The organism is Marinitenerispora sediminis, from assembly GCF_003336425.1.
In the GTDB taxonomy this organism is placed as follows: Bacteria; Actinomycetota; Actinomycetes; order Streptosporangiales; family Streptosporangiaceae; genus Marinitenerispora; species Marinitenerispora sediminis.
The window spans coordinates 1-26,366 of sequence record NZ_QEIO01000044.1; the positions used below are offsets into that span (position 1 = coordinate 1).

At 71.4% G+C, this 26,366-nt stretch carries 28 protein-coding genes and 1 pseudogene; 12 read left to right on the forward strand and 17 right to left on the reverse strand.

The genetic code is table 11. The features are described from left to right. From DEF28_RS10800 to DEF28_RS10820, 5 genes and pseudogenes are all read left to right on the forward strand, one after another. A pseudogene (locus DEF28_RS10800) lies at positions 1–1,292 on the forward strand (ATP-binding protein); the annotation flags it as partial. A 183-nt stretch (positions 1,293–1,475) separates the two neighbouring features. Next, complete coding sequence (locus DEF28_RS10805) at positions 1,476–2,048, forward strand: hypothetical protein (protein WP_114399958.1); 573 nt, start codon at positions 1,476–1,478, stop codon at positions 2,046–2,048. A gap of 40 nt (positions 2,049–2,088) precedes the next feature. After that, on the forward strand, positions 2,089–2,526 hold the full coding sequence (locus DEF28_RS10810; RefSeq protein ID WP_114399957.1) for a hypothetical protein: 438 nt from the start codon (positions 2,089–2,091) through the stop codon (positions 2,524–2,526). A gap of 38 nt (positions 2,527–2,564) precedes the next feature. Next, complete coding sequence (locus DEF28_RS10815; protein WP_114399956.1) at positions 2,565–3,419, forward strand: hypothetical protein; 855 nt, start codon at positions 2,565–2,567, stop codon at positions 3,417–3,419. Between the two features lie 76 nt (positions 3,420–3,495). Then, complete coding sequence (locus DEF28_RS10820) at positions 3,496–3,951, forward strand: hypothetical protein (protein WP_147280227.1); 456 nt, start codon at positions 3,496–3,498, stop codon at positions 3,949–3,951. Between the two features lie 104 nt (positions 3,952–4,055). On the opposite strand, the gene DEF28_RS10825 is transcribed toward DEF28_RS10820, so the two are convergent. The 15 genes from DEF28_RS10825 to DEF28_RS10900 form a co-directional block, all read right to left on the reverse strand. Further along, the gene (locus DEF28_RS10825) at positions 4,056–4,559 is read right to left on the reverse strand and encodes a hypothetical protein (RefSeq protein WP_114446133.1); all 504 of its coding nucleotides are present in this window, start codon (positions 4,557–4,559) and stop codon (positions 4,056–4,058) included. Positions 4,560–4,605: 46 nt separating this feature from the next. Further along, a complete protein-coding gene (locus tag DEF28_RS10830) occupies positions 4,606–5,340 on the reverse strand; it encodes a hypothetical protein (RefSeq protein ID WP_114399954.1) in 735 nt (244 codons plus the stop codon). Between the two features lie 47 nt (positions 5,341–5,387). After that, positions 5,388–5,744, reverse strand: a complete 357-nt coding sequence (locus tag DEF28_RS10835) for a hypothetical protein (protein WP_114399953.1) — start codon at positions 5,742–5,744, stop codon at positions 5,388–5,390. Next, positions 5,741–6,256 (reverse strand): hypothetical protein, encoded by a 516-nt coding sequence (locus DEF28_RS27500; RefSeq protein WP_158562793.1) that lies wholly within the window; start codon positions 6,254–6,256, stop codon positions 5,741–5,743. The genes DEF28_RS10835 and DEF28_RS27500 overlap by 4 nt, the downstream gene beginning before the upstream one ends. A 113-nt stretch (positions 6,257–6,369) precedes the next feature. Next, positions 6,370–6,819 (reverse strand): DUF4913 domain-containing protein, encoded by a 450-nt coding sequence (locus DEF28_RS10850; RefSeq protein ID WP_114399950.1) that lies wholly within the window; start codon positions 6,817–6,819, stop codon positions 6,370–6,372. 62 nt (positions 6,820–6,881) lie between these two features. Continuing rightward, positions 6,882–8,846, reverse strand: coding sequence for a hypothetical protein (locus DEF28_RS10855; RefSeq protein ID WP_114399949.1), 1,965 nt, complete (start codon positions 8,844–8,846; stop codon positions 6,882–6,884). 121 nt (positions 8,847–8,967) lie between these two features. Beyond that, positions 8,968–10,365 (reverse strand): hypothetical protein, encoded by a 1,398-nt coding sequence (locus tag DEF28_RS10860; protein ID WP_114399948.1) that lies wholly within the window; start codon positions 10,363–10,365, stop codon positions 8,968–8,970. A gap of 124 nt (positions 10,366–10,489) precedes the next feature. Next, positions 10,490–12,331 (reverse strand): type IV secretory system conjugative DNA transfer family protein, encoded by a 1,842-nt coding sequence (locus DEF28_RS10865; RefSeq protein ID WP_233515227.1) that lies wholly within the window; start codon positions 12,329–12,331, stop codon positions 10,490–10,492. A 6-nt stretch (positions 12,332–12,337) separates the two neighbouring features. Continuing rightward, the gene (locus DEF28_RS10870; protein ID WP_233515228.1) at positions 12,338–13,999 is read right to left on the reverse strand and encodes a hypothetical protein; all 1,662 of its coding nucleotides are present in this window, start codon (positions 13,997–13,999) and stop codon (positions 12,338–12,340) included. Positions 14,000–14,009: 10 nt separating this feature from the next. Continuing rightward, positions 14,010–15,476 carry an SCO6880 family protein gene (locus DEF28_RS10875; protein WP_114399947.1) on the reverse strand — a complete coding sequence of 489 codons (1,467 nt, stop codon included), beginning with the start codon at positions 15,474–15,476 and terminating at the stop codon, positions 14,010–14,012. 28 nt (positions 15,477–15,504) lie between these two features. Next, positions 15,505–17,502: a hypothetical protein gene (locus DEF28_RS10880; RefSeq protein ID WP_114446134.1), complete on the reverse strand. Its 1,998-nt coding sequence runs from the start codon at positions 17,500–17,502 to the stop codon at positions 15,505–15,507. Between the two features lie 110 nt (positions 17,503–17,612). After that, positions 17,613–18,014, reverse strand: coding sequence for a hypothetical protein (locus DEF28_RS10885; RefSeq protein WP_114398787.1), 402 nt, complete (start codon positions 18,012–18,014; stop codon positions 17,613–17,615). 67 nt (positions 18,015–18,081) lie between these two features. After that, positions 18,082–18,435, reverse strand: coding sequence for a hypothetical protein (locus DEF28_RS28040; protein ID WP_181874354.1), 354 nt, complete (start codon positions 18,433–18,435; stop codon positions 18,082–18,084). A gap of 58 nt (positions 18,436–18,493) precedes the next feature. Continuing rightward, positions 18,494–18,853, reverse strand: a complete 360-nt coding sequence (locus DEF28_RS10895; RefSeq protein WP_233515229.1) for a hypothetical protein — start codon at positions 18,851–18,853, stop codon at positions 18,494–18,496. A gap of 15 nt (positions 18,854–18,868) precedes the next feature. Then, complete coding sequence (locus DEF28_RS10900; protein ID WP_233515232.1) at positions 18,869–19,408, reverse strand: hypothetical protein; 540 nt, start codon at positions 19,406–19,408, stop codon at positions 18,869–18,871. Positions 19,409–19,988: 580 nt separating this feature from the next. Between DEF28_RS10900 and DEF28_RS10905 the strand changes: the two genes are divergently transcribed. The 7 genes from DEF28_RS10905 (at position 19,989) to DEF28_RS10940 (ending at position 24,939) form a co-directional block, all read left to right on the forward strand. Continuing rightward, positions 19,989–20,603, forward strand: coding sequence for a hypothetical protein (locus DEF28_RS10905; protein WP_114398789.1), 615 nt, complete (start codon positions 19,989–19,991; stop codon positions 20,601–20,603). Continuing rightward, entirely contained in the window at positions 20,600–21,871 is a 1,272-nt protein-coding gene (locus tag DEF28_RS27280) for a C40 family peptidase (protein WP_147280157.1), read from the forward strand. The genes DEF28_RS10905 and DEF28_RS27280 overlap by 4 nt, the downstream gene beginning before the upstream one ends. A gap of 32 nt (positions 21,872–21,903) precedes the next feature. Beyond that, positions 21,904–22,542, forward strand: a complete 639-nt coding sequence (locus DEF28_RS10920; protein WP_114398790.1) for a hypothetical protein — start codon at positions 21,904–21,906, stop codon at positions 22,540–22,542. A gap of 1 nt (position 22,543) precedes the next feature. Further along, positions 22,544–23,200: a hypothetical protein gene (locus tag DEF28_RS10925; protein WP_114398791.1), complete on the forward strand. Its 657-nt coding sequence runs from the start codon at positions 22,544–22,546 to the stop codon at positions 23,198–23,200. A 198-nt stretch (positions 23,201–23,398) separates the two neighbouring features. Beyond that, complete coding sequence (locus tag DEF28_RS10930) at positions 23,399–23,863, forward strand: hypothetical protein (protein WP_114398792.1); 465 nt, start codon at positions 23,399–23,401, stop codon at positions 23,861–23,863. A 20-nt stretch (positions 23,864–23,883) separates the two neighbouring features. After that, a complete protein-coding gene (locus tag DEF28_RS10935) occupies positions 23,884–24,372 on the forward strand; it encodes a hypothetical protein (RefSeq protein WP_114398793.1) in 489 nt (162 codons plus the stop codon). A 33-nt stretch (positions 24,373–24,405) separates the two neighbouring features. Next, on the forward strand, positions 24,406–24,939 hold the full coding sequence (locus DEF28_RS10940) for a hypothetical protein (RefSeq protein WP_114398794.1): 534 nt from the start codon (positions 24,406–24,408) through the stop codon (positions 24,937–24,939). A gap of 181 nt (positions 24,940–25,120) precedes the next feature. Here DEF28_RS10940 and DEF28_RS10945 read toward each other — a convergent pair whose 3' ends face one another. Further along, entirely contained in the window at positions 25,121–25,312 is a 192-nt protein-coding gene (locus DEF28_RS10945; protein ID WP_114398795.1) for a DUF397 domain-containing protein, read from the reverse strand. Between the two features lie 23 nt (positions 25,313–25,335). Then, a complete protein-coding gene (locus DEF28_RS10950; protein WP_114398796.1) occupies positions 25,336–26,169 on the reverse strand; it encodes a helix-turn-helix domain-containing protein in 834 nt (277 codons plus the stop codon). Between the last annotated feature and the right edge of the window lie 197 nt (positions 26,170–26,366).

Genomic DNA, 26,366 nt, shown 5'->3' on the forward strand with positions numbered 1-26,366 from the left:
GCGGATGCCGTCCACCCCGGATACGGCTTCCTCGCCGAGAACGCCGACTTCGCCCAAGCCGTCATCGACGCCGGCCTCACCTGGATCGGCCCCCCACCCGAAGCCATCCGCGCCCTCGGCGACAAAGTACGCGCCCGCCACATCGCCCAGAAAGTCGGCGCCCCGCTGGTGGCCGGCACCCCCGACCCCGTCTCCGGAGCCGAAGAAGTCATAGCCTTCGCCCAGGAACACGGCCTCCCAATCGCGATCAAAGCCGCCTTCGGCGGCGGCGGCCGCGGCCTCAAAGTCGCCCGCACCCTCGACGAGGTCGCCGACATGTACGAGTCCGCGGTGCGCGAGGCGGTCACCGCCTTCGGACGCGGCGAATGCTTCGTCGAGCGCTACCTCGACCGCCCCCGCCACGTCGAAACCCAATGCCTCGCCGACACCCACGGCAACGTCGTCGTCGTCTCCACCCGCGACTGCTCACTGCAACGCCGCCACCAGAAACTCGTCGAAGAAGCCCCCGCGCCGTTCCTGACGCCCGAGCAGATGGAACTGCTCTACACCTCCTCCAAAGCGATCCTGCGCGAAGCCGGCTACGCCGGCGCCGGCACCTGCGAGTTCCTCGTCGGCGCCGACGGCACCATCTCCTTCCTCGAAGTCAACACCCGCCTCCAAGTCGAACACCCCGTCACCGAAGAGGTCTCCGGAATCGACCTGGTACGCGAGATGTTCCGCATCGCCGAAGGCGAACCACTCGGCTACGACGACCCGAGGTGGGCGGCATGCCGACCGTCATCCCGTTCCACCAGCGCGTGGTCGCCGACCCCGCGTTCGCCCCGCCGGCCGGCGAGGAGTTCACGGTCCACACGCGGTGGATCGAGAACGAGTTCCGCAACGACATCCCGCCGTACGAGGGCGGCGCCGAGCAGGCCGAGCCGGAAGCGCGCGAGCGCGTGACGGTCGAGGTGGCCGGCAAACGCATCGAGGTCGTGCTGCCGGCCGGACTCGGAGCCGCCGCCACCCCGTCCCGCTCGGCTGGCCCGAAGACCGCCCGGCGCGGCGGGGCCAAGCAGGCGGCGGCGGTGAGCGGCGACGCGCTCGTCTCCCCGATGCAGGGCACCGTGGTCAAGGTGGTGGCCGAGGACGGCGCGGAGGTATCCGAGGGCGACACGGTCGTGGTCATCGAGGCCATGAAGATGGAGCAGCCGCTGACCGCGCACAAATCGGGGACCGTGACCGGACTTTCGGTCACGGCGGGCGAGACGGTGAGTAACGGCGCGGTGGTCTGCGAGATCAAGGAGTCCTGAGCGGTTCGGAGAGCATAACGGCGCGGTGACCAGCCCGGTCACCGCGCCGTTACGTTATGTTCGCTACTTAATCCCACAATTCGCATATCCGTAACCCCCGCCGGAATCCCGACATATTGACTTCGATAGTGTCGCCCCGTATACACTCGCGCAGCGTGTTAGGCCGATCCGGGGGAGGTCGAGGTGGGTGCGTTCCTCAGCGCCTTGCCACAGTGGCTGCAGCTGGGGGTCTGGGGTCTCGGCCTCATCTCCAGTGCTTCGCTCACGGCGATCTTCGGCGCGAAGTCGTACGTCAGTTTTCAGACCGACCGGTCCAAGCGCGCGCTGCTGACCGGAGAAACGCCCAAGCGGGCCAAGTACTTTCCGGGTACGGGGAAACCTATCGCCGATGTCGACCTGGTGCCGCAGGCCGACATCAACGAGATCCAGCGGCAGATCGACAAACTCAAGACCGCCGTACGCCCCGCTGAACGCGACCTCGAACGTGTGAAGAAGCACACGGGCGAGCTGGGCACACTCGCGTCGCGGCTCGGTGAGCGTTCGACCGCCTACGACCGGATCGATACCGCCCTCGACGACATCCTGAAGGCGGCCACAGAGGGCCAGGAGGCCTCCAAGAGCTCCTCGGGCCAGGAGGCCTCCAAGAGCTCCTCGGGCCAGGAGGCCTCCAAGAGCTCCTCGCTGACCCCTGCCCAGCGTGCTGCTCGGCAGCAGCAGCGGCGGAAAGGCGGCCGCCGCCGTCAAGGGGCACCGTGAACCGCGCGCACGGCATCGATCCGAGGGAGGGCGGGCAGCGATGGACACCGTGATCACGGCACTGGTCATCACCGCGGCGGTCGCGCTCGTGGCTCAGGTGGTCCACGAGTCGCTCATGCGCCGCTCGGGCGTCTACGGAAGAGGCGCCCCGGGACGGGATGCCGAGGCAGCGGAGGCGGAACGGCTGCGACACCGGCGCTCCGACGTCGCCGAACTGGAGGGACTCACCGTCGAGAAGTCCCTGGTGCTGAAGGACCTCGCGGCGGTGGGCGAAGAAACGCCGCCGGGGACGGCCGCGCGCACCGCGGATGACCTCCGAGCCGAGTTGGCCCGGCTCGACGGCCGGCTGTCCGACGGACTGGCCCGGGACGGGCGGTCCTCCGGCGCCACGTGGTTCACCCCGGCCGCGGTCGCGGTCGCGGGCGGTCAGGCGGTCCTCGTCGCCGTTCTTATCGCGCTCCTCGCCACAGGGCTGTAGCGCCGAATCGCGTCATACATGGGGGTGATGGACCAGTGGTGACCATCGTCGTCGGCGCTGTCGCCGTCGTGCTGACCACACTGGCGGTCAGCCTGGGCGTTCAGCTCAGACAGGCGCTCGTGTCAGCGGGCAACACGCGCGAGGAGAACCTGCAGAAGGCGCTGGGGAGCCGGGGCGAATACGAGGCGGCGCTGCAGGACCTCGAGGAGGCGCGGGAGCGGCGGGACGACATCCGCCGGGACAAGACGGCGGAACTCCACAAGCAGGGCGAGACGAGCGACAAGATCACGCGCATCCTGCTCGACATCAACCTCAAGAAGCCGCTCATCACCGAGAAGCTTGCGAAGCTCGTCGAACTGGGCATCCTCAAGGAGGTCTACGCCATGGGCGACACCGCCGGTGTCGCGGCCGAGCTCAAGGTCAAGCTCCCGGAGGAGCTGGCCGAGTGGCACGCCATGGCGCCGCAGGACCGGCCGAAGGAGATGACCCCTAGGTTCGAGGCCCACGTGGAGTCGGGCGTCCTCACCAAGTCCTACGAGGCGGGCGACACGTCGCAGCTCTCCCCCCAGCAGAGAGACAAGCTCCTGAAGAACCTGGAAATGTTGCAGAGCCTGGCGAAGAACGCGCGCCTGGAGGAGATCCCCGGTCGGCGGATCGAGGAGGTCAGGAAGGCACGTGAGGAGCACCGCGCCGCGGTCGCCGGGCCGGAGTCCACCTCGGCGCCGCAGCTCGGCGAAGGCGCCACCAACACGGCCAGCACCGCAAGTTCGGCGCGCGGGATCGGTGCCGTGATGGGGCGGATCCGCAACGGAGCGGGCCGGCAGGCGAACGGGAGCGGCGAGCGCCGGCGTGGAGCCGATACGCGGCAGCGCGGGACCGGCCGGACCCGATGACGGATGTGACGGTGGAGCCGCCCGAGCCGCGACTCCGGCACCGTCCGAGGACGCAGTGGATGGTGAGGATATGCCCGTGCCCGAACTAGCGCTGGCCGCCGTCCTGGTGGCGGGAACGGTCCTGGCCGCGAGGTCCGTCCGGCGGATCTTCGAGTTCATGCTCGACGCCCCGGCCCTCTTCGTGCGCAACGCCGTGGAGTCCGCCCAGTTGGACGTCCGCGTCTCCGCGGTGCGCCATGGCAACGAGCTGCTGGACGCGCACGCGCGCCGACTCACCGCCCCCGGAGGTCCGCCGCCCGACGTCGCCGGTATCCGTGCGGAGGCGGAGCGGGTACAGAACCGGATCCTCCTGCTCGACGCCGACTCCCGCGCCGAGCAGGAGCGGATCGAACGCGAGGGCGAGCAGGCGCTCGCCGCGAAGCAGCGGAGCCGCCGCATCGCGCTCGGCGTGGAGATCGTGCTGCTGGTGGTCGGCGTCGTGCTCGTCGCCGGTGCCGGTGTCCAGGGCATCTCGCTGATCCTGGCCGGCTGACTCTCTCCGCCCGGGGCCTCCTCGGACCGGCTCCGTGACCGGGGAGGCAAGGCCGGGACACGTGGCGGCCGAGGGGGTGCCACGTGAATCCGGGGCAGGGTCGCTCAGGACACCGTCCAGCCCACCAGGGCGGCGAGCAGCCAGAGCAGCAGGCCGCCGGCGAGGCCGCAGGTGACGAGCTCCGCCCTGCCGAGGACGTCCAGCGTGCGGCGCCGGGCCGCGAGCGCGGCATCCGTCCGCTCGCGGAGTTCGCCCCGCCGCGCCTCCTCCCGCCGTGCGATGCGCTCGAACTCGGCGCGCAGCCGGTCCGCCTCCGCCCGCGTCTCCTCGACCGGCGGGGCCGCGGCGCCCCGGGAGTCGGCCTCCGCGCCGGACCGGCGGGCCCGCGCCCGGGAGACCCGCCGCTCGGCCGCCCGCACCGCGGCCAGCCGTTCGCGGAGACCGGCCTCGGCGGCGTCGAGCTCCTCGGTCAGAGCCCGGTTCTCCAGATCGAGGCCGAGCAGCGCGTCCGAGGGCTGCCTCCGGTGCTCCACGGTCGTCCGGACGATCCAGGCGGCGACCGTGATGCCGTACACACCCAGCACGGTGAGCAGCAGCGATTCGATCACGGTCGCCGACCGTCAGCTCGGAGCAGCGCCACGGTTCCCATCCGCCTCAGAGCCGTCCTCTCGTGAGGTGGTCCCGCACGTCCCGTTCGACGCCCCTGCGCACGGTCTCGGCCCTCGGATAGGGCGGTCGTGCCGCCCGTCTCCGGGTCAGGGCCTGCGGAAGCCAGGCGGCACCCCGCCTGGACCGCGCGTAGCCGCGGTCGTAGCGAGCGGGGTCCGGCGTCGGCCGCAGGGGCACCGCCCCCTCGAACTCCCGGTCCCGGTTCGCCGCGGTGACCGGCTCGATCCCGGCGAGTTCCGCCGCGAACTCCTCCAAGGCGCCGACCGAGCCGTTGTACTTGTCCAGGTACGCCGTGACCAGGGCCCGGTCCGGCCCGGCCAGTTCGATCCCCGGTGCGAGGCGGAGCCGCCCGCCCGGGTCGCGTAGCAGAAGCGGCTTCGCACCATGGGTGCCGCCCATCACACGGGCCAGCTTCGCGTCCGCCGCGGCCCGGTCGCCCCTCGCGGCGCTCACCTGCAGGGCGACCGTACGCGCCGCCACCGCGAACTTCGTGACGCTCCTGTCGTCCTGCACCCGGGCCTCCTCGCCGATGTACAGCTCCGCCGCCCTCTGCGCCGCGAGCAGGCTCTGGATCTGGGCGCGGTACCGCTTCTCCGTCTGCTCCGCCTGGAGGAGTGCGAGGTCGCGCATCCTGGCTTCCGCCCTCCACTCGCCCCGCAGGGCGCTGCGCAGCGCCAGGTACAGCAGCACACCGGCGGTGGCGACGAGGATTCCGGTCACAGGGGGCTCCTCCGAGCATGGACACGTGGGACCTTGCGGCGTGCTGTCTAGGATTCGGCGACGTGCCCGTCGCCCGTTCCGTCCCCCGTGCGGGCCGCGTCGGACCGGGCGGTCCAACGGGCCGCGTCGCGCACCTGGACCAGCGCGGGGTCGCCCCTCCCCGAGCCGTGCGCCGCGACGGCTTCCCCGACCGCCGCCGCCCTGGCCAGGACGCGCCCCAGGTCTCCGGCCAGGAGTACGGCGCGCTGGTCCAGCCGTTCGCGCTGCTCGACCAGGGCCGCCGCCCGCGGCAGGCTCGGCCCGCCCGCGCCGCCGCGCCTGCGCGCGCGGGCGAGGATCCAGTGTGCGACCAGCACCAGGGTCAGCCCGCCCGAGGCGACGGCCGCCTGAGCGACGTGGCTCATGCCCCGCCCCTCGGTCCACGCGCCGACCGCGGCGGCGCCTGCCCCGTGGCGGTCGCGGCGGAACCGGCCCGGGGCGGGCTCCCCCGGAAGAACCCGGGGTCCCGCGGCAGGACGACGTGCCGCGTCCTGGCCCTCTCCAGCGCCTCGACGACGCCCTCGGCCCCCGTCGCGAGTTCGGCCATCGCCATGCGGGCGTTGATCGCTCCCCCCGCGAGCGCCTCGGCCCTGTCGGCCCGGGCGGCGCGCGTGGCGACCCTGCTCCGCGTCTCCGCGACCCGGACGTCGTTGACGGCACGCGCGCGTTCGAGATCGACGAGCAGCCGGCTCGGCGTGCCTCCGGCCACCCCCGCCAGGCTCTCGGCGGCCCCGGCCTTGGCGGCGTTGATCCGCGTCTTGAAGCGGTGGACGACGTAGTTGACGCCGGCGGCCATGCCGAGGCCGAGCCAGAGCCGCGCCCCCTCCGAGCCGAGGATGCTCATGAGGGCGCCCAGAGTCTCGATCAGGCCGCCCACACAGCACCCCACCGGTCCTAGGCACGACTACCTTGTCGCAATATGCACTTTTATTGCCAATTTTCCAGAAATCTAACCTCTGCTTTACCCGCAGGTGACGGACGGCCGCCGGTCTACCACTCGTCCTCGAACCAGCCCTCCGGCGCCGGGTCAGCGGGCAGCGGCTTGGGGTCCTGGTGGCGGCGCGAGGTGCACTCGCGGAACGGCCCGGTGTCACCGAGCAGGATGGTCATCTGGTAGTCGAGGTGGTCCCGGTACCACACGGCCATGCCCGTGCCCGGCTCCCAGCGCAGCACCTCCCAGGCGTGCCAGAGAGCGTGGAACCGGGACACCGCCTCCGGGTGCTTCCACCACTGCCGGCACCAGCGGAACTGGCCGCCCTCCGGGCGGCAGTACATCGGCAGGAAGCGGTAGGTGACGAACTCCTCGACGTTCTTGAAGACCGGCTGGGGGGAGTCGTCGCCGTCGGTCTGCTGGTTCATCGCCTCGGTCACGGTGGAGGTGGACCGGTCAGCGTTCGGCGCCGGAGCCTGATCGATCTGCTCCTCGGGTGTGGTGGTCATGCCGCTCTTCCTAGGGTCGGATTCGTCAGGGTCACGTCAGGGGGAGAAACGTCGGTGCCGGGTCACGCGGCCGCGACGCGGTGCTCGGTCTGGGTCCGCTCCCGGTGCCGCGCCGCCTGGTACTTGCCGAGCTTGGCGGTGGCCGCCTGCTTCTCCTCGGGGGTCTCCGGCAGTCCGCGCGGGTGGTCGAGGGCCGAGTAGAGCTGCACCTCGTTGCCGGACGTGCGCGCGGACTTGATGTCCTCCGCGGCCGCGGAGGCGCGCTCCCGGCCCGTCTGGACGGTCACCTTCGGCTCGTCGGCCGGCGCGGCGGCCCGCCTGTCCTCGGCCGCCGGCGCGGAAGCCCGGCGGTCCTCGGCGGCCTCCCGGGGACGCTCCGGGGCCACCCTGACCGCGTCGCGGCCCAGCTGCTCCCGCTCGCCGGACACCTGGTGCGCGGCCTGGGCCGGGGTGTACCCCTCGTTGGTCCGCAGGTCGAAGTACCGCTCGGCCGTCTGCCTCTCCAGGGCGTTCTCCGAGCCGCGCAGGCCGTACATCGCCTGGTCCATCTGGCGCCCCTCCTCGGGGCCGAGTTCCGGTCCCAGGCCGGACCTGCGCTGCCGCTCCTCGGTCTCGGCCGCCCTCTGGTGGACCTGCTGCTCCCGCTCCTCGCGCTGGGCGGTCGTCTCGACCCGCGTGGGGTCGGCCGCGTCCCGGCGGGCCTCCTCGGACCGGGCGTCCGAGACCCGCCACTCCCCCGTCATGTCCTTCGCGCCCAACTGGGCGTTCGGGTCCATCGGGTGCGCGTCGTTGTCGATCTCGTCCCGAAGCTTGTTCATCGCCTCCGCCGGGGACTTGCCCTCGGCCCGGAGCTCGAAGTAGCGGTCGGCCACGGCGGGGTTGCGGCCGCGCAACTGCCCCATGGACTCGTCGAGCCGCTCCCCCGCCTCCCCGCTGATCTTCGCCCCCCGCGCGGCGTGCAGGTGGATGGCGTCGATCATGTCCTGCAGGTGGTGCGGATCGAGGCTGCTCAGCAGGTCGGGGTTGGCCGTCTGGCGCTGCCAGTAGTCGCCGACGGGCTGGCTCTCCCCCGCGTAGGGCAGTGCGGCGTCGAAGGCGGCCAGCCGGTTCAGCCGCTCCGACTCCAGGTTCGGGTTCGAGGTCGCGGTGGCCTCGATCAGCAGGTGCCGCCGGTACGCCTCGTACATGGCGGGTTGGCGGTTGCGCACCGACCTCTCGACCCTGCGGCGGACCACGTCCGCCTGTGGATCGATCGAAGCGATGGAACTGGCCCAGACCGCGTTGAGTTCGTCCAGCGGAGCGGTGTCCGGGTCCCACGTACCGCCCTGCGCGGCCTGCCACGCGTCGCCGAAGTCCTCAGCGCCCTGGAGTCCTGGCATGTTCTGTCGACTCGCCTGCCACATCCCCTCAAGCCGGCCGAGGAGGCGTTCCTGACGGCCGACGTTGCGCAGCATCTGGTCGACGTCGCGCGCGGTCACGCCTTCGAGGATGCGGCCGACGTTCTCGGGGTCGGCGATAGCGGCCTTCGCTTCGGGAGAGAGGTCGGAGCGCTTCTCCGCCTCCGCGCCGAGCGCCCCGGCGACCTCCTGGGCGTCGGCGGAGCGGATGACCACCAGCACCTGTTGGATGATGATCGGCGACGGCTGCGGATGGATCGTCCGGTTGTTGTCAGCGCCCCGCCGCAGGTGCCCGTTGCGGCTCAGGTAGCCGAGCGTCGCCCACAGCAGCCCCGCGGTCTTCATCATGGACGAGGACTTGCCCAGGCCGCTGAAGAACGCCTTCTCCATGGCGTCCATGAAGGGGTCCGACTGCCTGCCGCTGCCTCCGGCCATGAAGGCGGAGGCGATGCCGGGCCCCAGCGCGCCCTGGAGCACGGAGCCGCGCCGGTCCCGGTCGCCGAACACCCGGCGGCCGTCGTCACCGCTGCCGCCGCTACCGGAGCCGCCCGTCCCGCCGCCGCCTCCGGGCCCGTCGCCCTGCTCCTCGCCGCGCCGCACGTTCCGGACGGCTGTGCTGGTCTCGCTCATCCCTCAACTCCTTCACCCGGCCCAGCACAGGCTGTGCCGATGCTCCTGCGTCCCTCCCCGCACGGTCGCGGGGAGGGACGCACGCCCGCCCCGCGCCGCCGGCACCCTCCCGGGGCCGACGTCACCGCTTGACGGCGCCGTGCCGTCGCATGTCATCCCCGGCGCGGTCCCGCCAGCTCCGCTCGCCGCCCCGGTCCGCGCCGCGGGAGGTCTCCCCGACGTGCACGTGGATCTCGATCTTCGGCTCCGAGCGGCCGGCCGCCTCCTCCTTCGCCGCGGCGTCCTTGAGCTTGGCGCCGGGCTCGAAGGGGTGTCCCGCGGTCTCCTCCCGGAGCTTGCGGTAGGTCCCGGTGGGGCTCGACTCCGCGGTACCGTGCATGATCTCCAGGTACCGCCCCGCGACGGCGGGATTCTCGGCGGACAGGCGGCGCACGGCCGTGTCCAGCAGGTGCGGCGCCTCCGCGTCCCCCGCCTCGGCCTTGGCCTGGAGGGCGTCCACCATGTCCTTGACCTGCTCCCGGTCGGTGGTGGACAGCCACTTCGGGTCCGTGACCTTCGCCCGGTGGAACTCCTCCACCGGCATCCGCGCCTCGGTGTCGTACAGCGCCGCCTTCGCCAGGCCGTCGAGTACGGCCTGCGCGCGCGTCTCGGCGCTCGGCGCGGCCTCCCCGGCCTCCGCCGCCCGCTTCCCGCGCTCGTACGCCGCGTACATGAGCGGCGAGCGCTCACGGAGCTCCGCCTCGGCCTGGCCGAGCGCCGTGCGGGCCTCGGGGTCCGTCGAGGCGGCGGCACTCGCCATAACCGCCATCAGGTCGTCCGCGGACGCGTTGGTGATCTGCCACCGCTCGTCCTGGGCGACCTTCCAGGTCGCCTCGAAGTCCCGGTACTCGGGGAACCGGGCGATGCCGCCCAGCCGCTCGCCCCACACCTCGTTGAGGCCCGCGTACAGCTCCTCGGCGTTCGTGCGCACGGCCTGGTTGACGGTGCCCGCGTCGATGCCCTGGAGGATGCGCGCGACCTCTTCGGGGTCCGAGAGCCGCCGCCGCACCGCCTCCGGGATCTCCGGATGGTCCTTCAGCGCCTCGCCGAGAGCGGCGGCGAGCTCCACCGGGTCGATGCCGCGGACGGCGGCGGCCGTGTCCTCCGCCACGTTCTCCGACAGCTCCGGCCGGGTGATCTGGTCGTCGCGCTGCCAGCCCTGCTGCCGGCGGTTGCGCAGCCGGCTCAGTCCGCCGAGCAGCGAGCGGAGCAGCCATTTGCCGAGTCGCCCGACGCCCTTCGTCAGGCCCCAGAGCGCACGCAGTGCCGGCCGCGCCCACTGCACGGAGCGGAAGGCGCCCGCGACGTTCTGGTGGGCGACGTTGGTCGTGGTGTCGGCCAGACCGTGGCCGTTGGCGTGCCCGAATCTCGCGAAACCGGGCCCGTGGAGATCCACTCCCCTCGCGCGTGCCCGGTCGATGTCGGCCTGCCGGACCTTCTCCGCCGTCTCCTGCGAGGCCCCCCGGCCATCACCGTCCACGCCACGGTCGTCCAGGCTCCCCCGGTGCCGCGGATCCGCCGAAGGCCCCGAAGGTCCTCTCTCGTCCGCCATTCCTCACTCCTCACCTTTGAGGCGAATACTGCTGTGGCACGGTACTCCGGGATCACGACTCCACGGCCGTGCTCCCCGCTCCGGCTCCGTACCGGCGCTGCGCTCCCTCGGTGATCGCCTGCTCGGCCTCCTTGATGGCCGCGCTCACGGCCGCGGAGTCCTTGCCCTTGTACCAGGGGCACATCTTCACGAGCGTCGCCTGGGCCGCGGTCGCGAAGATCAGCGCCTCGCCCTTCTCGATACGCCGGATGTCGGCGCCCTCCATGATCTCCTGGCGCCGCAGCTGCACCGAGTGGTTGCCCTTGCCGTCGCCGTAGCTGAACGAGGTGGTCGACACGTCGTGCTGCCCGATGAGCTTGGACAGCGCGTCCACGATCTTGTGGTCGTCCAGGCCTGCGCCGAACACCTTGACCGTCGCGGCCGACCACATGGCCTCCATGCCGTTCTCCGTCCACACCCGCACGCCCTGCCGGTAGCTCTGCAGGATGGTGACCGGGATGATGCCGCGCGAGCCGAGGTGGGAGTACAGGTCGGGCAGGTCGGAGATCTTGCAGATGTTGGCGGCCTCGTCCAGCACCGCGACCAGCGGCGGGTCGAGCCGGCCGCCCATGCCCTCCGAGCCCTCCTCACCGGCGATGAAGATGGCGTCGGTCATCGCGGCGATCAGCGGCGCGGCGGCCGAGCGCGACTTGCTCAGCAGGTGCAGCGTCTGCTTGGACTTCACGAACTCCCGCGGGTTGAACTCGTCCAGCTCGCGGCCGTCCTTGGGCGGGCAGACCCACTCCATGATCTCGGGGTCGTCCAGGCAGCGGGCGGCGGTGCGCGCGGTGGTGTAGATGCCGTCGCGGGTCTCGCTCACGATGTTCTGGGTCTCGCGCAGCGCCTCGGCGTAGGCGATGAACCCGTGCTCGAACAGGATGTCCACCGGACGCGGCTGCTTGGCGTCGTGCAGCCACTCGCCGACCGTCTCCAGCGACTCGCCCTCCAGCGCCGCGGCGAGGATGAGCTGGGAGATCAGCGCCTTGGCCGCCGGCCCCCACATGTCCTTCTTGGAGTCGTCGTCATCGATGGTGAGGACGAAGTGGCCGGCGAGGCGGTGCGCCTCCTCCACGGTGCGCACGGTGCCCAGCGGGTTCCACCAGAACGCCTGCGGCTGGTGGGTGATGCGCTGCGGGTCGAACAGCCACACCCGCTCGCCGGTGCGCAGCTCGCGGATCCGCGCGGTGGCCGACCAGACGTCGCCCTTGTTGCTGGTGGCCAGGGCCGGGCCCGGCGCGTCCAGCACGTAGGGGATGGCCAGCCCGGTGGTCTTGCCCGCGCGCGGCGCCATGTAGGCGAGGATGGTGTCCTCCCAGGAGGCGAAGAGCCGCGACCCGGTCCGGCCGCGCGGGAGCTTGATGTCGCCGAGGACCAGGCCGACCTCCTCCTGCTTCAAGCTCTTGCCGGTGCGGCCCTTCAGCGTGTGCTTGCGCAGCCGGACCGCCTTCTCCGCCGCCTCCGGCCGGGCCAGCTCGGCCACCCACTTGTTGCCGACGTTGAGCGCCCGCACCGGGTCGCCCTCGTCGCCGAAGCGGCCCCGGACGAACCGGAACGCGTAGCGTCCCGCGAAGAAAAGCCCGGTGGCGAAGGCCAGGCAGAGCAGCACCACGAGGAAGGTCGGCGTGCCCGGCCACGCGGTGGCGGTGTCCCCGGTGAAGAGCGCGAACGCCCACCCGGCGCCGAAGCCGCCGACGTCACCCCCGCTGAGCAGCGACGCGAGCCACGCCGCCACCCACACCAGGAACACCAGCCCGACCAGCCCCCAGATGGCGGCGAGCACCAGCAGCGGCGGCGTGCCCGCCGCCATGGCACCGCCGCGCGGCTGGTACCTGTTGTTCTTGTTCTGCGAGGACACCGTCGATCACACCCTCCGAATCGCCTGGTCGGTGTCGTACAGCTCGAACTCGTCCCCGGTGAGCGTCATCTGCACCGGGATGCCGAGCCGCTCGGCGCCGGTCTTGATCAGGTACTTGCCGCGGCCGGGGTGCAGCGTGCCCGGCTGCCAGGAGTCCGGCGAGGACCACGACGACACCAGCCCCTGCTCGGGGCCGGTGAGCGGGGTGATCTGGTTGACGCTGGCGAGCTCGCGCGGCGGCAGCCCCGCCAGGACGGTGATGGCGGAGCGGTCCACGAACCCGCGGGCCTTGGCGCGGTCCTCCTCGGTCGCCAGCGCCTCCAGGTCGCTGAGCGAGTGCGTGACCATCACCGAGGCCATGCCCTTGCTCCGGTTGAGCCGGGTCAGCGAGTCGGCGTACTCCACGAGGCCGGGCGCACCGCGCAGGGCCCGCCACAGCTCGTCCATGACGCCGATGTAGGAGCGCCGCCGGATGAGGCCGTTGTCCGCGAGCACCGCCGCCGCGTCGACCATGCCGAACCCGTAGCTCCAGGTGCACAGCATCGCCGCGGTGAGCAGCTTGTCGCCGGCGGCGCCGACCCGGGAGATGTCCACGCTGACGCCGGGCGCCTCAAGGTCGATCGGGTTGGTGGTGGGGCCGTCGAACACGCCGGCCAGCGAGCCGGTGCACAGCAGCCGCAGCGTGAACACCAGCCCGTCGACCCGCTCGTCGTAGCGGTCACGGGTGCCGGCGCGCGCCAGCGAGCGGATGCGCTCGGGCCCCTCCTCGATCACCTGGAGCACGTCGATGACGGTGGGCTGCCGGGTGGACCCGAGCCGCTCGTCGAGCAGGTCGATCGCGGCACCGAGCACCACCTCCTCGGCGTTGGTGATGCGGTCCTCGCGGATCAGCGTGCACAGCGCCATGAGCAGCGAGATGCGGCGGGACCGCACCTCCCAGCGCAGCTTCTCCCGCTCGTCCTCGCTCAGGTGCGACATGGAGACGCCCAGCGGGCCGGCGTCCAGCGGGTTGATCCGGTCCAGCCCGCGGCCGATCCGCACCACCTGGCCGCCCAGGTACTGGATGAGGTTGGTGTAGTCGGGCTTGGTGTCGCCCAGGATGATGGCCTGGGTGCCGAACGACACCGCGCCGGTGACCATGCGCTTGACCAGCGTGGACTTGCCGGTACCGGGCTGGCCCAGCACGAAGCAGCCCGGGTTGGTGATCAGGCCGGCGCGCAGCCACGCCAGCGGGTCCAGGCAGACCACCTCGCCCGAGAGCAGGTCCCGGCCGATGGGGGTGCCCACCGACGGCGGCTTGCTGCTGGTGACGAACGGGAAGAGCCCGCACGCCTGGGCCGTGGTGGCCTGGTACTCGGGGACGTTCGGTATGTTCGCCGACATCCCGCCGCCGGTGTGCGGCCAGCCCATGAGCGGCGCGACGACCTCGTCCTTGTCGGCACCGGTGGCGAGGTCCTGGGCGTCGCGCTCGGCGGTGCGTCCGCGCCCGGAGGGCGGGCGGCGGCCCTTCGCGGCGCGCCGGTTCTCCCGCTTCTCGCGCTTGGCTGCGGCGCGCAGCTCCTTCTTCGCCGCCTTGCGCTCCCGCCGGGACATCTTGCCCGGACGGCCCGGCGGGATGGAGGCGTCGGGGCCCCCGGCGAACGGTGCGTCCTTGTTCGTCACGACCACGGCGGAGTTCCTAACTCATGTTCCGCTGGATGAGGTACGGCGGGCAGACGCCGAGCGGCAGGGTGGTCGCGAACGCGACGTCCTGGCTGCCCCAGGCGCGGCGCAGCCGGATCCGCGACGTCTCGGCGGCCGACTCGGTGTGGGAGACCGCGCGGTCCAGTTCGTCGGGGTCGTCCACCGTGACCGAGGCGTACAGGCTCATCTGCACCAGGCCGGCGCCCATGGTCTCCTCGCGCGCCGCCTGCCGGGCGTAGGCCAGGTCCTGGCTGTCGCGGGCGCTCACCCGGTGCCGCACCCGCATGGCGAGCTCGCTCTTGTACTGGGCGGCGGAGTTCTGCGTCTCCAGGGCGCGGGCCGCGGAGGCGGCCGGCCACGGGCGGAACAGCAGGGTGGTCCGCTTCGTCCACCGGGTGGGGGCGAGCAGCTGCGACAGCACGGTGCTGGTGACGTGCGTGCGGGGCGCCTGCTGCCAGATCCAGGCGACGCTCATGCCGCTGTCGTGGATGTAGTGGTCGTGCATGGTCTCGGCGCCGACCGGCGTGGCGTCGGACCAGTCCTTGGTGGTGATGTCGCCCGAGGCGAGCGCCTGCGAGACCGAGCCGCGGTGCGCCGGGTCGTAGGCGTTGCGCACGATGGTGACGAGCTGCTCCGGCGTCGCCCGGCCGATGACGCTGACGCCGCAGCTCCCCAGCCCGCTCTCCACCTGGTTGAGGAAGTTGCCCACCTCCACCGCGGCCTCCAGCCGGTTCTTCGGGCTGGTCGGGAACTTGCGCGGGTCGAAGGTGATGGCGACCCGGGTCTCCACCTGGGCGCTCACGGCCGGGGCGAGCGCCACCAGGTCGCCCATGATCTTGCGTGCGGCCTCGGGGGAGCCCGGGTCGATCTCGGCCTCGATCTGGTCGCGCAGGGTCGATCCGGGGTCCGGGCTGGACTCCACGGTCACGGTGATCCACTGCACCCACGGCATGTAGCCGAAGCCGGCGAGCCAGTTGTGCCAGTTGGCCACCCAGGTGTCGACGTCGCCGTCCTCGGCCAGCCAGACGGAGTTGGAGGAGACGAGGATGGTGGCGGTCATGTGGCCGAGCCGCCGGTTCCAGGCGATGCCGAACCGGCCGCCGCGGCCGTCCTCCGCCGAGAGCAGGGTGACCGGCGCGAGCACGCCGGGCAGCTGGAAGGCGCGCGGGTGCTCGACGAGGACGCCGGCACGGTAGCGGGTGCGGCCGCGGACGGTCGCCCACCACCACTTGGTGCGGGTCAGCAGGAAGCTCAGCAGCGAGCCGCCCTGCACCGGGATCAGGGCGAGCGCGAACGCCACCACCAGCGGCGGGACCAGGTAGGTGGCCAGCGCCTGGTCGATGAACGCCACGATCATCAACACGACCAGGCTGCCGAGCAGGGTCATCGTCGAAGCGAAGCCCAACCCCATGAGCCCGATGCTGCGTTTGCGGCGCCATCCGCCGTAGGTACGCTGCGACATCTCCTCGTCCTTACTCGATCAGTCCTGCTCAGACCGCGCCGCTGGGCAGGTCGCCGCCCCAGTCGTCGTCACGCGGGTAGCTCGTCGCCCCCGAGGGGGCCTCCCAGTCGGAGCCCGAGGCGCCGGACGCCACGGGCGGGTCCGACGGGGGCGGCGGATCGTATCCGGCCCCGGAAGGCTGGTAGTAGTCCTCCGCGCCGGAGGGCTGGTGGTGGTCCTGCGCCCCGGAGGGCTGGTAGTGGTAGCCGTCGTCGTATCCCGCCGAGCCGCTCCCCGGACCCGCCGAGGTGTCCGTCCCTCCGGCGCCGGGCGGGACCGCGGTGCTGCCACCGCCGTCGCCGCCCGATCGCGCTCCTCCTCCCGAGGTTCCGCCGCCGGACACCGTGGAGGCACCGGTCGGAGTACTCACCGCCGCGGTGGAGTACCCGCCGCCGGAGGTCCCGCCCCCGGAGGTGCCGCCCCCGCCGCCCGGGTAACCGCCGCCTCCGGCGGCGCTCGCCGCTCCCGTGGCGATCGGGCCGCCGCCCGTACCGCCGGTGTCACCGCCGTCGCCGGCGCCGGTCGGCATGACGTGGCCGTCGTCGCCGCCCCCGGGGCCGCCCGTGGTACCGGCGCCGCCGCCGTCGCCGGCGCCGGTGGGCATGGCACCGCTCGCGTCGCCGCCACCCGGGCCGCCGCCGCTGCCGGTCCCGGCGCCGAGGCTGCTCACGCTGCCCGCTCCGGCCGGCAGCACGGTGCCGCCGCCGGAGGTGCCGCCTGAGCCGCCGGCGGCGGTCCGCGTCGCGGAGCCGTTCGCCCCCGACCCGGAGGTCCCCGTGCCGCTGGCGGAGCCCTGGGCGCTTGCGCTGGCCGCCTCCGCGGTCATCCCGCTGGAGGGGGTACCGAACGAGCTGGACCCGCTTCCGCTGCTGGCGCCGGCGGCCAGGGTGGAGCCACCGCTTCCGCCGACACCGGCCATCTCGGGCGAGGGGAGTCCGTTGCTGATCGCGGCGGCCCGGGTGGAGGCGTCGCCGCCCATGCTGGAGGCGGCGCCGTCGTAGGAGGAGGGAGTGGCCCGGTTGCCGTTGTTGCGGTTGCCGTTGCCGCCGTTGCCGCCGCCGTTGCCGCCGAAGCCGCCTCCGCCTCCTCCGCCGCCCAGCATGTTCGCGCCGAGCTTCGCGGTCAGCCCGGAGAACATCTTGCTCAGCACGCTCCACAGCAGCGGCAGGGCTCCGGTGGCCATGGTGATGATCGCGACGCCGACGAGGTACTGGAAGACGGCGCCGTCGTCCCCGCCGCCGTTGTTGTCGCTGACGAAGACGATGCCGCCGTCGCCCTCCGTGTAACCGCTCCCCTGGCCGGCCTGGCCCATGAGGATGAAGCCGAGCGCGTAGATGATCGAGATGACCGGCTTGAACAGGATGGAGCCGGCCATCCAGCCGGTGACCCGGGTGAAGATGCTGGTGCCCGGCCCCGGGATGAGCGCGGCGGCCGCCGCGAGCGGCAGCGCGGCCGCGCAGATGTAGATGACGCCCTGGGTGTAGAAGAGCGCGACGATCTGGATGACGAGCCCGACGATGACGGCGATGCCGAGCAGCACGCCAACCAGGGCGCTCGCGGGCCCCAGCAGGGCGTCGAGCACCGTGCTGTCGCCCAGCAGGTCACCCAGGTTGCGGAAGGTGTCCCCCACCTCCGGGCGGGCCAGGATGTAGAAGGAGAGCTGGTTGCTGAAGTCGACGAGCAGCTGGGTGACGAACAGGCCGACGAAGGTAACGAAGACGAGCGTGAGCAGCGCCTTCACCGTGTCCATCATCGGATCGAGCCTGCGGTACCACAGCAGCCGGACCGCCGCGACGAGCAGTCCGGCGGTGGCCAGGAAGGTCACCAGGGGGAAGATGATCCCGTGGAACGCGAGGATGCCGGGGTTCTGCTCCAGGTTGCCGGTGACGTCGACGAAGTCCGAGAACCAGAACTTGGTGTAGAGGTTCTCCACCAGGTCGGGGATCTTCTCGCTGACATCCTGGTTCATCTGTTCCATGTCGGCCATGGCTGGCAGTCCTGAACTAAGAGGAGGTACCGGTGGACGTCCTGTGACACGCGGTCGGCGGGTCGGACGAGCATGGCGCCGGGCTGGAGGGTGCGGCCCGGGCGCGTCCGTCAGATGCTCACCGCGGGCGGGTCGTCATCGTCGTTGTCGGGCTCGGCTGGCTGGATCCAGGGGATGTTGATGATGGCGCCGCCCCAGGCGTCTCCCTGGCCTTGGTCCCGGCTGAGCAGGATGCCGATCGCCGGTCCCGCGACCAGCAGCAGCACGATCCCGAGGGCGATCCACGGCAGCTCTCCCATGCCTCGCGCGGCGATCCACGGGTCACCGGTGAAGTTGGCCTGGATCATCTTTCCGGCGACGATGAGGACGCCGATGATGGCGATGACCACCCCGACCCCGATGATCCAGCTCAGCAGGGTCTGGCCGGGAACGGACCAGTCGTACTGGTCGGGGTCCGCCGCGAGCAGGATGCCGTTGACGGACCCGGTACCGAACTCGTTCGCAGACGTCATCGTTGCGGGCTCCTTTCTCCGGGCGGGGGGAGGCAGGCCGACCGAGCCGTGCCGGCCGGCCTGGTGGTCAGAGCAGCAGCGTGACGATCGGCACGGCCACGAGCATCAGCGAGATGCCGAGCACGGTCCACACCAGACCGCCCACGCCTTCGGCGGCTAGGTCCGAGCGGCCGAACTTGCCCACCGCCATCTTCCCGGCGCAGAACAGCACACCGATGATCCCGATGACCACCACGATGCCGCGGCCCCAGGCGAAGATGGTGTCGATGGGGTCGATGGCCCCGGCGGGGATCTGCGGGGACGGGTCCCAGCCGTCCCCATTCTGGAGGTCCATCTGGCGGGGGACGCCGAGCAGGGACATGGCCAGCCGGTGCGGCAGCTCGACCTGGAGCTGGGTGGCCAGGGTCAGTAACGCGTTCAAGGGGATCTCCGTCGTCTCTCGGGACAACTCCGGGCGACGCGCGCGGTCGCCCCGGCCGTCAGACTGCCTCGCCGCCGCCGGAGCCGAGCAGCAGCATGATCACGGGAACGGCGATGAGCATCAGCGAGATGCCGAGCACGGTCCACACCAGACCGCCCACGCCTTCGGCGGCCAGGTCCGAGCGGCCGAACTTGCCCACCGCCATCTTCCCGGCGCAGAACAGCACACCGAGGATGCCGATGACCACCACGATGCCCTGTCCCCAGGACAGGATCGTCTCGATCGACTCCTGGCCGGCGTTGTCGGCACCGCTCGGGAGCGTGATTCCCGGGTTGAAGGTGTCGCCGTTGATGTCGCTGAACGGGAGGGCGTAGACCTCCACCTGCAAACGCGTGAATCCACTGAGCAGTAAACTCACGTTCATCTCCTCCAGTTATCCGATGAGTTCGTTCGGAGATCCAGACATGGCTTTCGCGCATGCCGCGTGAATATCCGTCAGTGCGCGTACCGCTTTCTTCGGCAGCTCCACCTTGTCCGCCTCGTTCGCGTCGGCGTAACGCAGGCCGGCGACGAATGGAAAACGGACCACCGCGCCGACCCGGTCCTCGATAAGCCTGAGACGCCCGGTGGCCTCCTTCGGTTCCGGCCCGGAACCGTCGGCGATGATGACCAGGCAGGCGATGGTGGCGCCGGCGGTGGTGACTCCCGTCACGGCCTCGATGACCCGCGCTCCGGCCGAGGCGCTGTCGCGGGCGACGAGGACGAGCGGTCTCCCGAATGTCTCGATTCGGCGAAGTTCCGGGGAATAGCAGCCGAGGTTCCACGGCGTCCCGAGGAGCGCCTGCATCGTGCTGGCCCCGGCTCCGCCGTGGCAGCCGAGCAGCACCGCCTGCGGCGCCTCGCCAGGCCCGCCGTCTCCCTGCGCCGCTGCCGCCTCCTCCGCGCTCACGCCGCGATGGCCGAACACGCGCATCACTGCGACTACCTCCTGAGATGACGATGGAGTTGTCCTCACCGGACGGGAATCCGCGAGCCGGGAAGGGGACGGAAGACGCGGACCGGAGGCCGCTGAATGGGGGACCAGTGACACCTCGCACTGTGCCACACGGGGCCGACAGAGCACGAAAGCGGCATTGACCTGGGAAAACACTTCGCCGGTTTCCCGGCGGAACACCCCGATGCCCCCGAAGTGCGACAGTGCGCCGATCAGTATGTTTACACCCTTCCCACAATTCCACCAAATGTGATCTGGATCACAAGCACTGGAATTCGGAACCCCTGAACCCCAACCATCCTCTAAGGACCCGAACGTCCGCACCAGAGGAAGGACGCCGTCTTTCCGGGGACCGCACCCTCGTCGCGGAATCCGAAATCGCGATGACCTGCGCGGAACCGCCGGAAGGCGTCCTGCTGGCGCGGAAACGAGAGCACCGCCGGCCCCCCTGCCCCGGCCCGGCGCACGTCACCGGCGTCTCGTAGGGTGCGCGGCACGGTCGCCGCCCCGGGTCCGGCGACCGGCACACGACGAACGACCGCCCTGACGGAGAGGGACCGTGAACGACTTCGGCGGGAACCGCAGGCAGTGGGTGCTCCTGGGCACTTTCGTCCTGCTGGCCGTGCTGCTGCTGGGCCTCATGTTCGTCCGCTCCACGCGCGACGAGAGCCCGCCGGACGCGGCCCCGGCCGGCGAGGGCGCCTCCGAGGGCACCGCCGGCGGCGGGGACGGCCCGGCCGCCGGCGAGGGCACGCAGCGGTCCGGCGATCTGTTCGCGCTGCTGCCCAACACCGAGGCCGACCTCCTGGACGCCGCACGGACCGCCCAGGAGTTCACCAACGCCTACGTCCGCACCGACGAGGACCGGATGGACCGGCTGGCCGAGTTCACCGACGCGGGATACCTGAACCTGCTGCGGAGCACCGAGGACCGCCACACCGACCTCATGGGCGAGCCGCTGCCCGAGGGCGGCGTCGACACCCGCTCCGCCGTCACCGGCATCCGCACGATCGCCGAGGACACCGCCGTCTACATCGTGGGCGGCGAGATCACGCGGGACGGTTCGCGGTCCGGCGAGTACAGCTTCGCCGTGACCGTCGTCAAGCAGGACGACCGCTGGGCGGTCATCGACGTCCAGGACGCCGCCGCTGGCGACGCGGGAGGCGGCGCGTGACGGCCCCCTCCGGCGACAGAGCCGGCGGCCCGGGCGGCGCCTGGCGCCGGCTGCGCACGTGGCTGCGCCGGCCGCACCGCCGCCGCGCCCTGGGCCGCGGCGACCTCGGCCAGAAGGGCCTCGCGGTCGGCATGTCCGCGTCGCTGTTCATGGGCTCCACGCTCATGGTGATCAGCGGCGACCAGATCTTCGACTACCTCGGTTTCGGCTCGGGCGGCGGCAGCAGCTGCACGATCCAGCTCGGCGACTCGCCGCGCGGCTACGACCCGATGTCGATCCCCGAAGACCTGCTGCCGATCTACCAGGCGGCCGGCGAGAAGTACGACGTGCCCTGGTCGGTGATCGCCGCCATGGGCCGCCAGGAGACCGAGCACGCCCGGCTGCCCGCCATGATCACGCCGAGCTGGCCGTCCGGCCTGGCCTACGGCACCCGCAACCCCTACGGCGCCGCCGGACCGATGCAGTTCGGCGTCGTCGACACCGAGACCGGCCAGCCCGGCGGTCCGCTCGGCAGCGCCGGGAACACCTGGGGCGGCCTGCCGGACGAGCCGGCGGCCGACCGGACGACCGCGCCGGGCACCGCCGGTGCGAACTTCGGTGTGGACGGAAACGGCGACGGCCGGGTCAACGTCTGGGATCCGGCCGACGCGATCCACTCCACCGCCGTGTTCCTGCGGCACTTCATGGACAACGGGCAGACGCTGCGCTGGGCGGTGGGGCGCTACCACGGCTCCGGCGTCAACGGCCCCTACGTCGCCGACGTGTTTCCCAACGCGGAGCGGTACGAGAACGGCGACTTCGAGGTCGCCCCGCCGGTGGGCACCCAGCAGTGCACCGGCACCGCCGCTGCCGCCGACGGCCCCGCCGGGGTCGCCATCGAGTTCGCCCGCACCAAGATCGGCCTGCCCTACATCTGGGGCGGCGTCGGCCCCCGGGGCTACGACTGCTCCGGCCTGCTGATGATGGCTTACCGCGAGGCCGGCATCAACATCCCGCGGACCACCCAGGCCATGCAGGCGTGGGACGGCGGCGAGATCGTGCCGTTCAGCGAGATCCAACCCGGCGACCTGCTCCTGGAAGGGCGCGGCGGCGTCGCCACGCACGTCTCCATGTGGACCGGCAACAACAACATCATCGAGGCGTACGCCACCGGCACCACCATCACCGAACACGCCTACGACGACCCGGAGTGGCCCCGGCCCCCGCTGATCAAGGTGCTGCGCGTCAGCCACCTGGCGCCGTCCGGCTCCGACGCCGTCACCGTCTGACCCCCGCCCCCCGAACCCGAAACGAGCCCGCCATGCACGAATCCTCCTTCTCCGCACGCGGTTGGATCCTGCTCGGCATGCTGCTGCTCACCATCGGCCTGTTCGCGGCCTTCGTCATCACCCGGTCCGACGGCGACGCCCCGCCCCCGGAGTCCGCGAGCGAGAGCGGCGCGGCCGAACCGTCCGGCGCGGCCGAGGAGCCCGAGGGGGCGGCCGCCGCGGAGCAGCCGCAGCGGTCCATGGCCGAGCTGCTCCCCCTGGAGGAGGCGGCGTTCGACGCGGCCCTGGAGGCCGCGGTGCGGCACGGCGCCGCCTACGGCACGATCGAGGCCGGCGAGACACCCGCCGCCTACATCGCGCGGCTCTCCGGGACCGCGACCACCGCCTACGCGGCGACGCTGGAGACCAGCCTGCAGACCACGCCCCCGACGGAGCCGCTGCGGGAGAGCGGCCGCGACTACGAGGGCACGGCGGAGGTACTGCAGGCGTCCTCGATCGGCACCGAGAGCGTGACCTTCCGCATGGCGCTCGGAGCGCGCCCGGCTGGCGGGGGCGCCGCCGCCGAGGAGATCGGCGAGTACCTCGTCACGGCGAGCCGCGAAGGCCGCTCGTGGCGGGTCAGCGGCGTGCTGGACGCGCGGTCGCTGGAGATGGACGAAGGAGCCCCCTGACATGCTGCTGACACATCTGCGCGACCTGCTCCGGCGCCGGCGGCGCGGGCGCGACGCCGGCGAGAGCAACGTCGGCGTCGGCACGGGCCTCGCCGTCGGCGGCGCCGGAGTGTTCGCCCTGGTCACCTCCATCTTCGCCGCCGACGTCTACGGGGCGGGCACCGGCGGCGGCGGCTCGGTCCGGGCCGGCGAGATCAGCTACGCCGCGGCGGAGGTCGAGCACACCGGCGCGACCGTCGACTGCGGTGTGGGCAACGGCCCCACCACGCAGCTCACCTGCCTGGGGTACCGGTCGGTGCTCGCGAACTTCCCGGACGTGAACTGGGGCGCGCACTGCACCCGGCCCGGCGACCCGCAGGACCACGGCCAGGGGCAGGCGTGCGACTTCATGACCAACAACCGCGGCGACGCGGGCACGGCCGAGGAGAACGCCAACGGCGACGAACTGGCGCGGTGGCTGATGACCAACCACGAGCGATTGGGGATCAAGTACATCATCTGGCGGCAGCGCATCTGGAACCCGACGATCGGCGACGAGCCGTGCCCCGGCGAGTCCACGGTGGGCTCTTCGCCGCCCAGCTGCTGGCGCCCGATGAAGGACCTGGGTAACGACAATGAGAACCACAACAACCACGTGCACGTCTCATTCACCCACTGAGAACCCAAATGCCGGTTATCACGAAGTCGCTGCACAAGCTGCTCTCCCCATGTGCCGGGGAGGCGGGCGGTGAGGCGACTGGAAACGCGGTCGGCTGCGTCTGGGACGGTATCCCGGGCGAGGTCATCGACCGCCCGGACTCGAAAATGAGGAGCGCGGCGCAACCGCCGACCCGGCTCCGGAAAGGATGACGAAACCATGCCTCCTGGTAGCACGACCCGGCTCGCCCCCACGAGCGGCGGCCCCGACCCGGACGACGCGTTCACCGCCACCAGTGCGGGCTTCGAGGTCACGCAGGTCAAGCGGGGCGGCAACGGACGCGGGAACGGGGACGGAGGGAACAACAACGGCAACAACAACGGCAACGGCGACAACCGCAACAACGACGGCAACAACCGGAACAACCGGGACCGGGAGCGCGACGGCCTCGGCCTTCCCGGACTGGGCAACGGCGGTCCCGGCTTCAGCGCCGAGATGGGGTTCGGCGGCGTGGTCAGCGGCCTGATGGGGATTCCCGGCCAGGTCTGGGGCGCCGCGACCGAGGGCGGAGTGATGGGGTTCATCATGGACTCCTTCAAGTCCAGCGGATCGGCCATGGGGTCCGGCTACCCCGGGACGCAGAGCATCGGCCCCAGAACCCCCGGACGCCGGTCCTCCCGCTGAGCGACCGCTGAGGAGGGAGCATGCCCCCGCTCGACGGGTCCGCACCGCTCGCCGGCCTGTCGGCGAGCGCGCTGTCCGCCGACGACGAGCCGCCGCGGGCGGTGCTCGACGACACCGACGCCCACATCGCGGCGCTGCGGGCTGAGGTGTTCCGGCGGGCGATGCAGGCCGGCATGGTCCGCTCCGAACTCGCGATGCTCGGCCGCGACGCCCCCGAGCACGGGACGCTCGCCGACGTACTGCACCGGCTGGAGCGCAGCATGGCGTTCCTCGAAGGGCTGATCACCACGTGCCGGCTGCTGCAGCGGTCGGCCGGTGCTCCCGCTCCGCCGGCCAGGACGGCCGCGGCGCCCGCGGCGCCGCGACCAGCGGCGCTTCCCGCGGCCGTGACGCGGGTCGCCCACCGAGCGGAACCGGGCGCCGTCCAGTCGGATCCGCTCCCGGCGCGGCGGCGTCCAAGCAGTGCTCCTTCTCTCCCGGCAGCCCGAAACCCAACCCGGCCACTGTGACCACCAGGGAACCAGCGCTCTAAGGAGAACACCATGCCACTTCCCCTACTCGCCGCCGCAGGCATCGCCCTGGGCAGTGCCGCGCTTACTTATGTCGGCGGCAAGGTCGCCGACAAGACCGTCGGCCCCCATATCGACGAGGGACTGGACTCCGTTCTCGGCACCGGCGAGCAGGAGGGCCAGGGCGAGAACAGCGAGAACGGCGAGAACCAGGACTCCCAGAACCAGCAGGAGAGCCAGGGCGGCGGCCTGTCCGACATGCTCGGCAACGGCGTCCTCAGCGGCGGCCTGCTCTCGGGTGTGCTCGGCATCTTCCAGGCCCTCATCAGCGCCTTGGGGAACCTCGGCGGCGGATCGGACAACGCCGAGGCGCAACAGGTCAATGCGACACCCGCCCTCCACTCCGGCCAGCCGGACAGCGCGTACGGCGTCTCCAACGCGGTCGGCGCGGTCCACACGCCGACCGGAGACGGGCCGGGTGACGTCCAGACCGTGGGCGCGCTCCAGTCCGGCTGGCAGGGCAGCGCCACCGACCTCACCACTGAGGACATGGCCCTCACGGCGTAGCGTCCGACGCCTCGTCGTGCGCCTGGGCCCTGCGCCCGCGCAGGCGCACGTCGCGGCGGACGTCCGGCTGGCTCTGCCAGAACGGCGTAGCAGGGGCGTCCGCCCGCATCCGCTGCCCGCTGCCGTGCCGCCCAGGCCGATCCGGCGGCGCCTCGCGACCGTCGGCCCGCGCGCACAGGTGTCAGAGCTCCCGCCGTTTCACGGCGGCGAGGAAGGCGCGCCACTCCGTCGCGGCGAAGACGAGGGTCGCCTTGTCGCGGTTCCGGGTGTCGCGGACGGCTGAGGCACCGGAGAGGTCGGCGACCTCGACGCAGTTGTTGCTGCTCGCTGCGCTGTAGCTGCTCGTTCGCCAGCGGACACGACTGTGGCGCATAAATACTCTATTCATGGGTCGAGTCAGACAAGGCTTTCAAGGAAGCCAGTCGACTTCTCCACGGACATAGCCGAGGCCTGAAGGCGGTCGAAAATAAGTGTATATCGCCGTATTTTCGATTCTTCTTCGAGGTAGAGTCCGTCCTGGTCACCCTCGATGTAGACGACAGAGTCGACGTCGGAGAACTGCAGGATGGTGAACTGGAAGCCCGACGCCGCGTGAGCGCCGATGTCGAACGGCAGCACTTGGATGTTGATGTTCGGGCGATGCCCCAGTTCGAGCAGATGCCGGATCTGGGCTTCCATGATCTCGCGCCCTCCTACCTCACGCCGAAGAGCAGCCTCGTCGAGGATCACCCAGAGACGCGGAGGAAGGTCCCGGTCGAGTACGGACGCCTGTCGCTCCCTGCGCGCATTGATACGGTCATGGACTTCGTGTGCCATGACAGTGACGCCCGTCGCACTCTCCATCAGGCTTGCGAGATAGTCGGGCGTCTGAAACAAGCCGGGGATAACCATGGCGTTGAAGTCACAGATGCTCAGGGCTTCGGCTTCGAGCCCGATGAACGGCCCCGGAAGGACATCCTGGTAGGCGAACCACCAGCCCTTGCGCCGCGAGTTCCGCGCAATCTCGGCGAGGGCCTCCCTCTGAACGTCCGAGACCTTGTACAGATCGCACAGGGCGATGACGTCCGAGGCCTTGACCCGTTGCAGCCGCCCTGACTCCAAGCGGTGGATCTTGCCGCGATCCCATCCCATACGGCCGGAAACCTCATCTTGGGAGAGGCCCGCCTCCAGTCGGAAGCGCTTGAGCTCTCTGATCAGATGACGGCGCCGGACCGGCATCGCGGGCGTCATCACCCCTCCTCACCTCTGACTACTGGCGGAGCGATCATAGTTAGCACCCCCATCACAAAAAGTGCTTCCAAGGACATTGCAACCATCCTTAAATGCCACCGTTGCATTTTCTAAAGTCACGGGACATTATAGAGATCACTCAATGTGGTCGCGTCGCCACTCTGGCGACTCAATCTCCTGGGGGCCAGCCATGTCCC

Coding starts and splice junctions, on each gene's coding strand:
- DEF28_RS10920 (WP_114398790.1), top strand. CDS start 21,904: ATGCACGAATCCTCCTTCTCCGCACGCGGTTGGATCCTGCTCGGCATG.
- DEF28_RS10930 (WP_114398792.1), top strand. CDS start 23,399: ATGCCTCCTGGTAGCACGACCCGGCTCGCCCCCACGAGCGGCGGCCCC.
- DEF28_RS10850 (WP_114399950.1), bottom strand. CDS start 6,819: ATGACCACCACACCCGAGGAGCAGATCGATCAGGCTCCGGCGCCGAAC.
- DEF28_RS10940 (WP_114398794.1), top strand. CDS start 24,406: ATGCCACTTCCCCTACTCGCCGCCGCAGGCATCGCCCTGGGCAGTGCC.
- DEF28_RS10935 (WP_114398793.1), top strand. CDS start 23,884: ATGCCCCCGCTCGACGGGTCCGCACCGCTCGCCGGCCTGTCGGCGAGC.
- DEF28_RS10875 (WP_114399947.1), bottom strand. CDS start 15,476: ATGTCGCAGCGTACCTACGGCGGATGGCGCCGCAAACGCAGCATCGGG.
- DEF28_RS10950 (WP_114398796.1), bottom strand. CDS start 26,169: ATGACGCCCGCGATGCCGGTCCGGCGCCGTCATCTGATCAGAGAGCTC.
- DEF28_RS10885 (WP_114398787.1), bottom strand. CDS start 18,014: ATGACGTCTGCGAACGAGTTCGGTACCGGGTCCGTCAACGGCATCCTG.
- DEF28_RS10880 (WP_114446134.1), bottom strand. CDS start 17,502: ATGGCCGACATGGAACAGATGAACCAGGATGTCAGCGAGAAGATCCCC.
- DEF28_RS10945 (WP_114398795.1), bottom strand. CDS start 25,312: ATGCGCCACAGTCGTGTCCGCTGGCGAACGAGCAGCTACAGCGCAGCG.
- DEF28_RS10855 (WP_114399949.1), bottom strand. CDS start 8,846: ATGAGCGAGACCAGCACAGCCGTCCGGAACGTGCGGCGCGGCGAGGAG.
- DEF28_RS10900 (WP_233515232.1), bottom strand. CDS start 19,408: ATGCGCGTGTTCGGCCATCGCGGCGTGAGCGCGGAGGAGGCGGCAGCG.
- DEF28_RS10810 (WP_114399957.1), top strand. CDS start 2,089: ATGGACACCGTGATCACGGCACTGGTCATCACCGCGGCGGTCGCGCTC.
- DEF28_RS10925 (WP_114398791.1), top strand. CDS start 22,544: ATGCTGCTGACACATCTGCGCGACCTGCTCCGGCGCCGGCGGCGCGGG.
- DEF28_RS10835 (WP_114399953.1), bottom strand. CDS start 5,744: ATGAGCCACGTCGCTCAGGCGGCCGTCGCCTCGGGCGGGCTGACCCTG.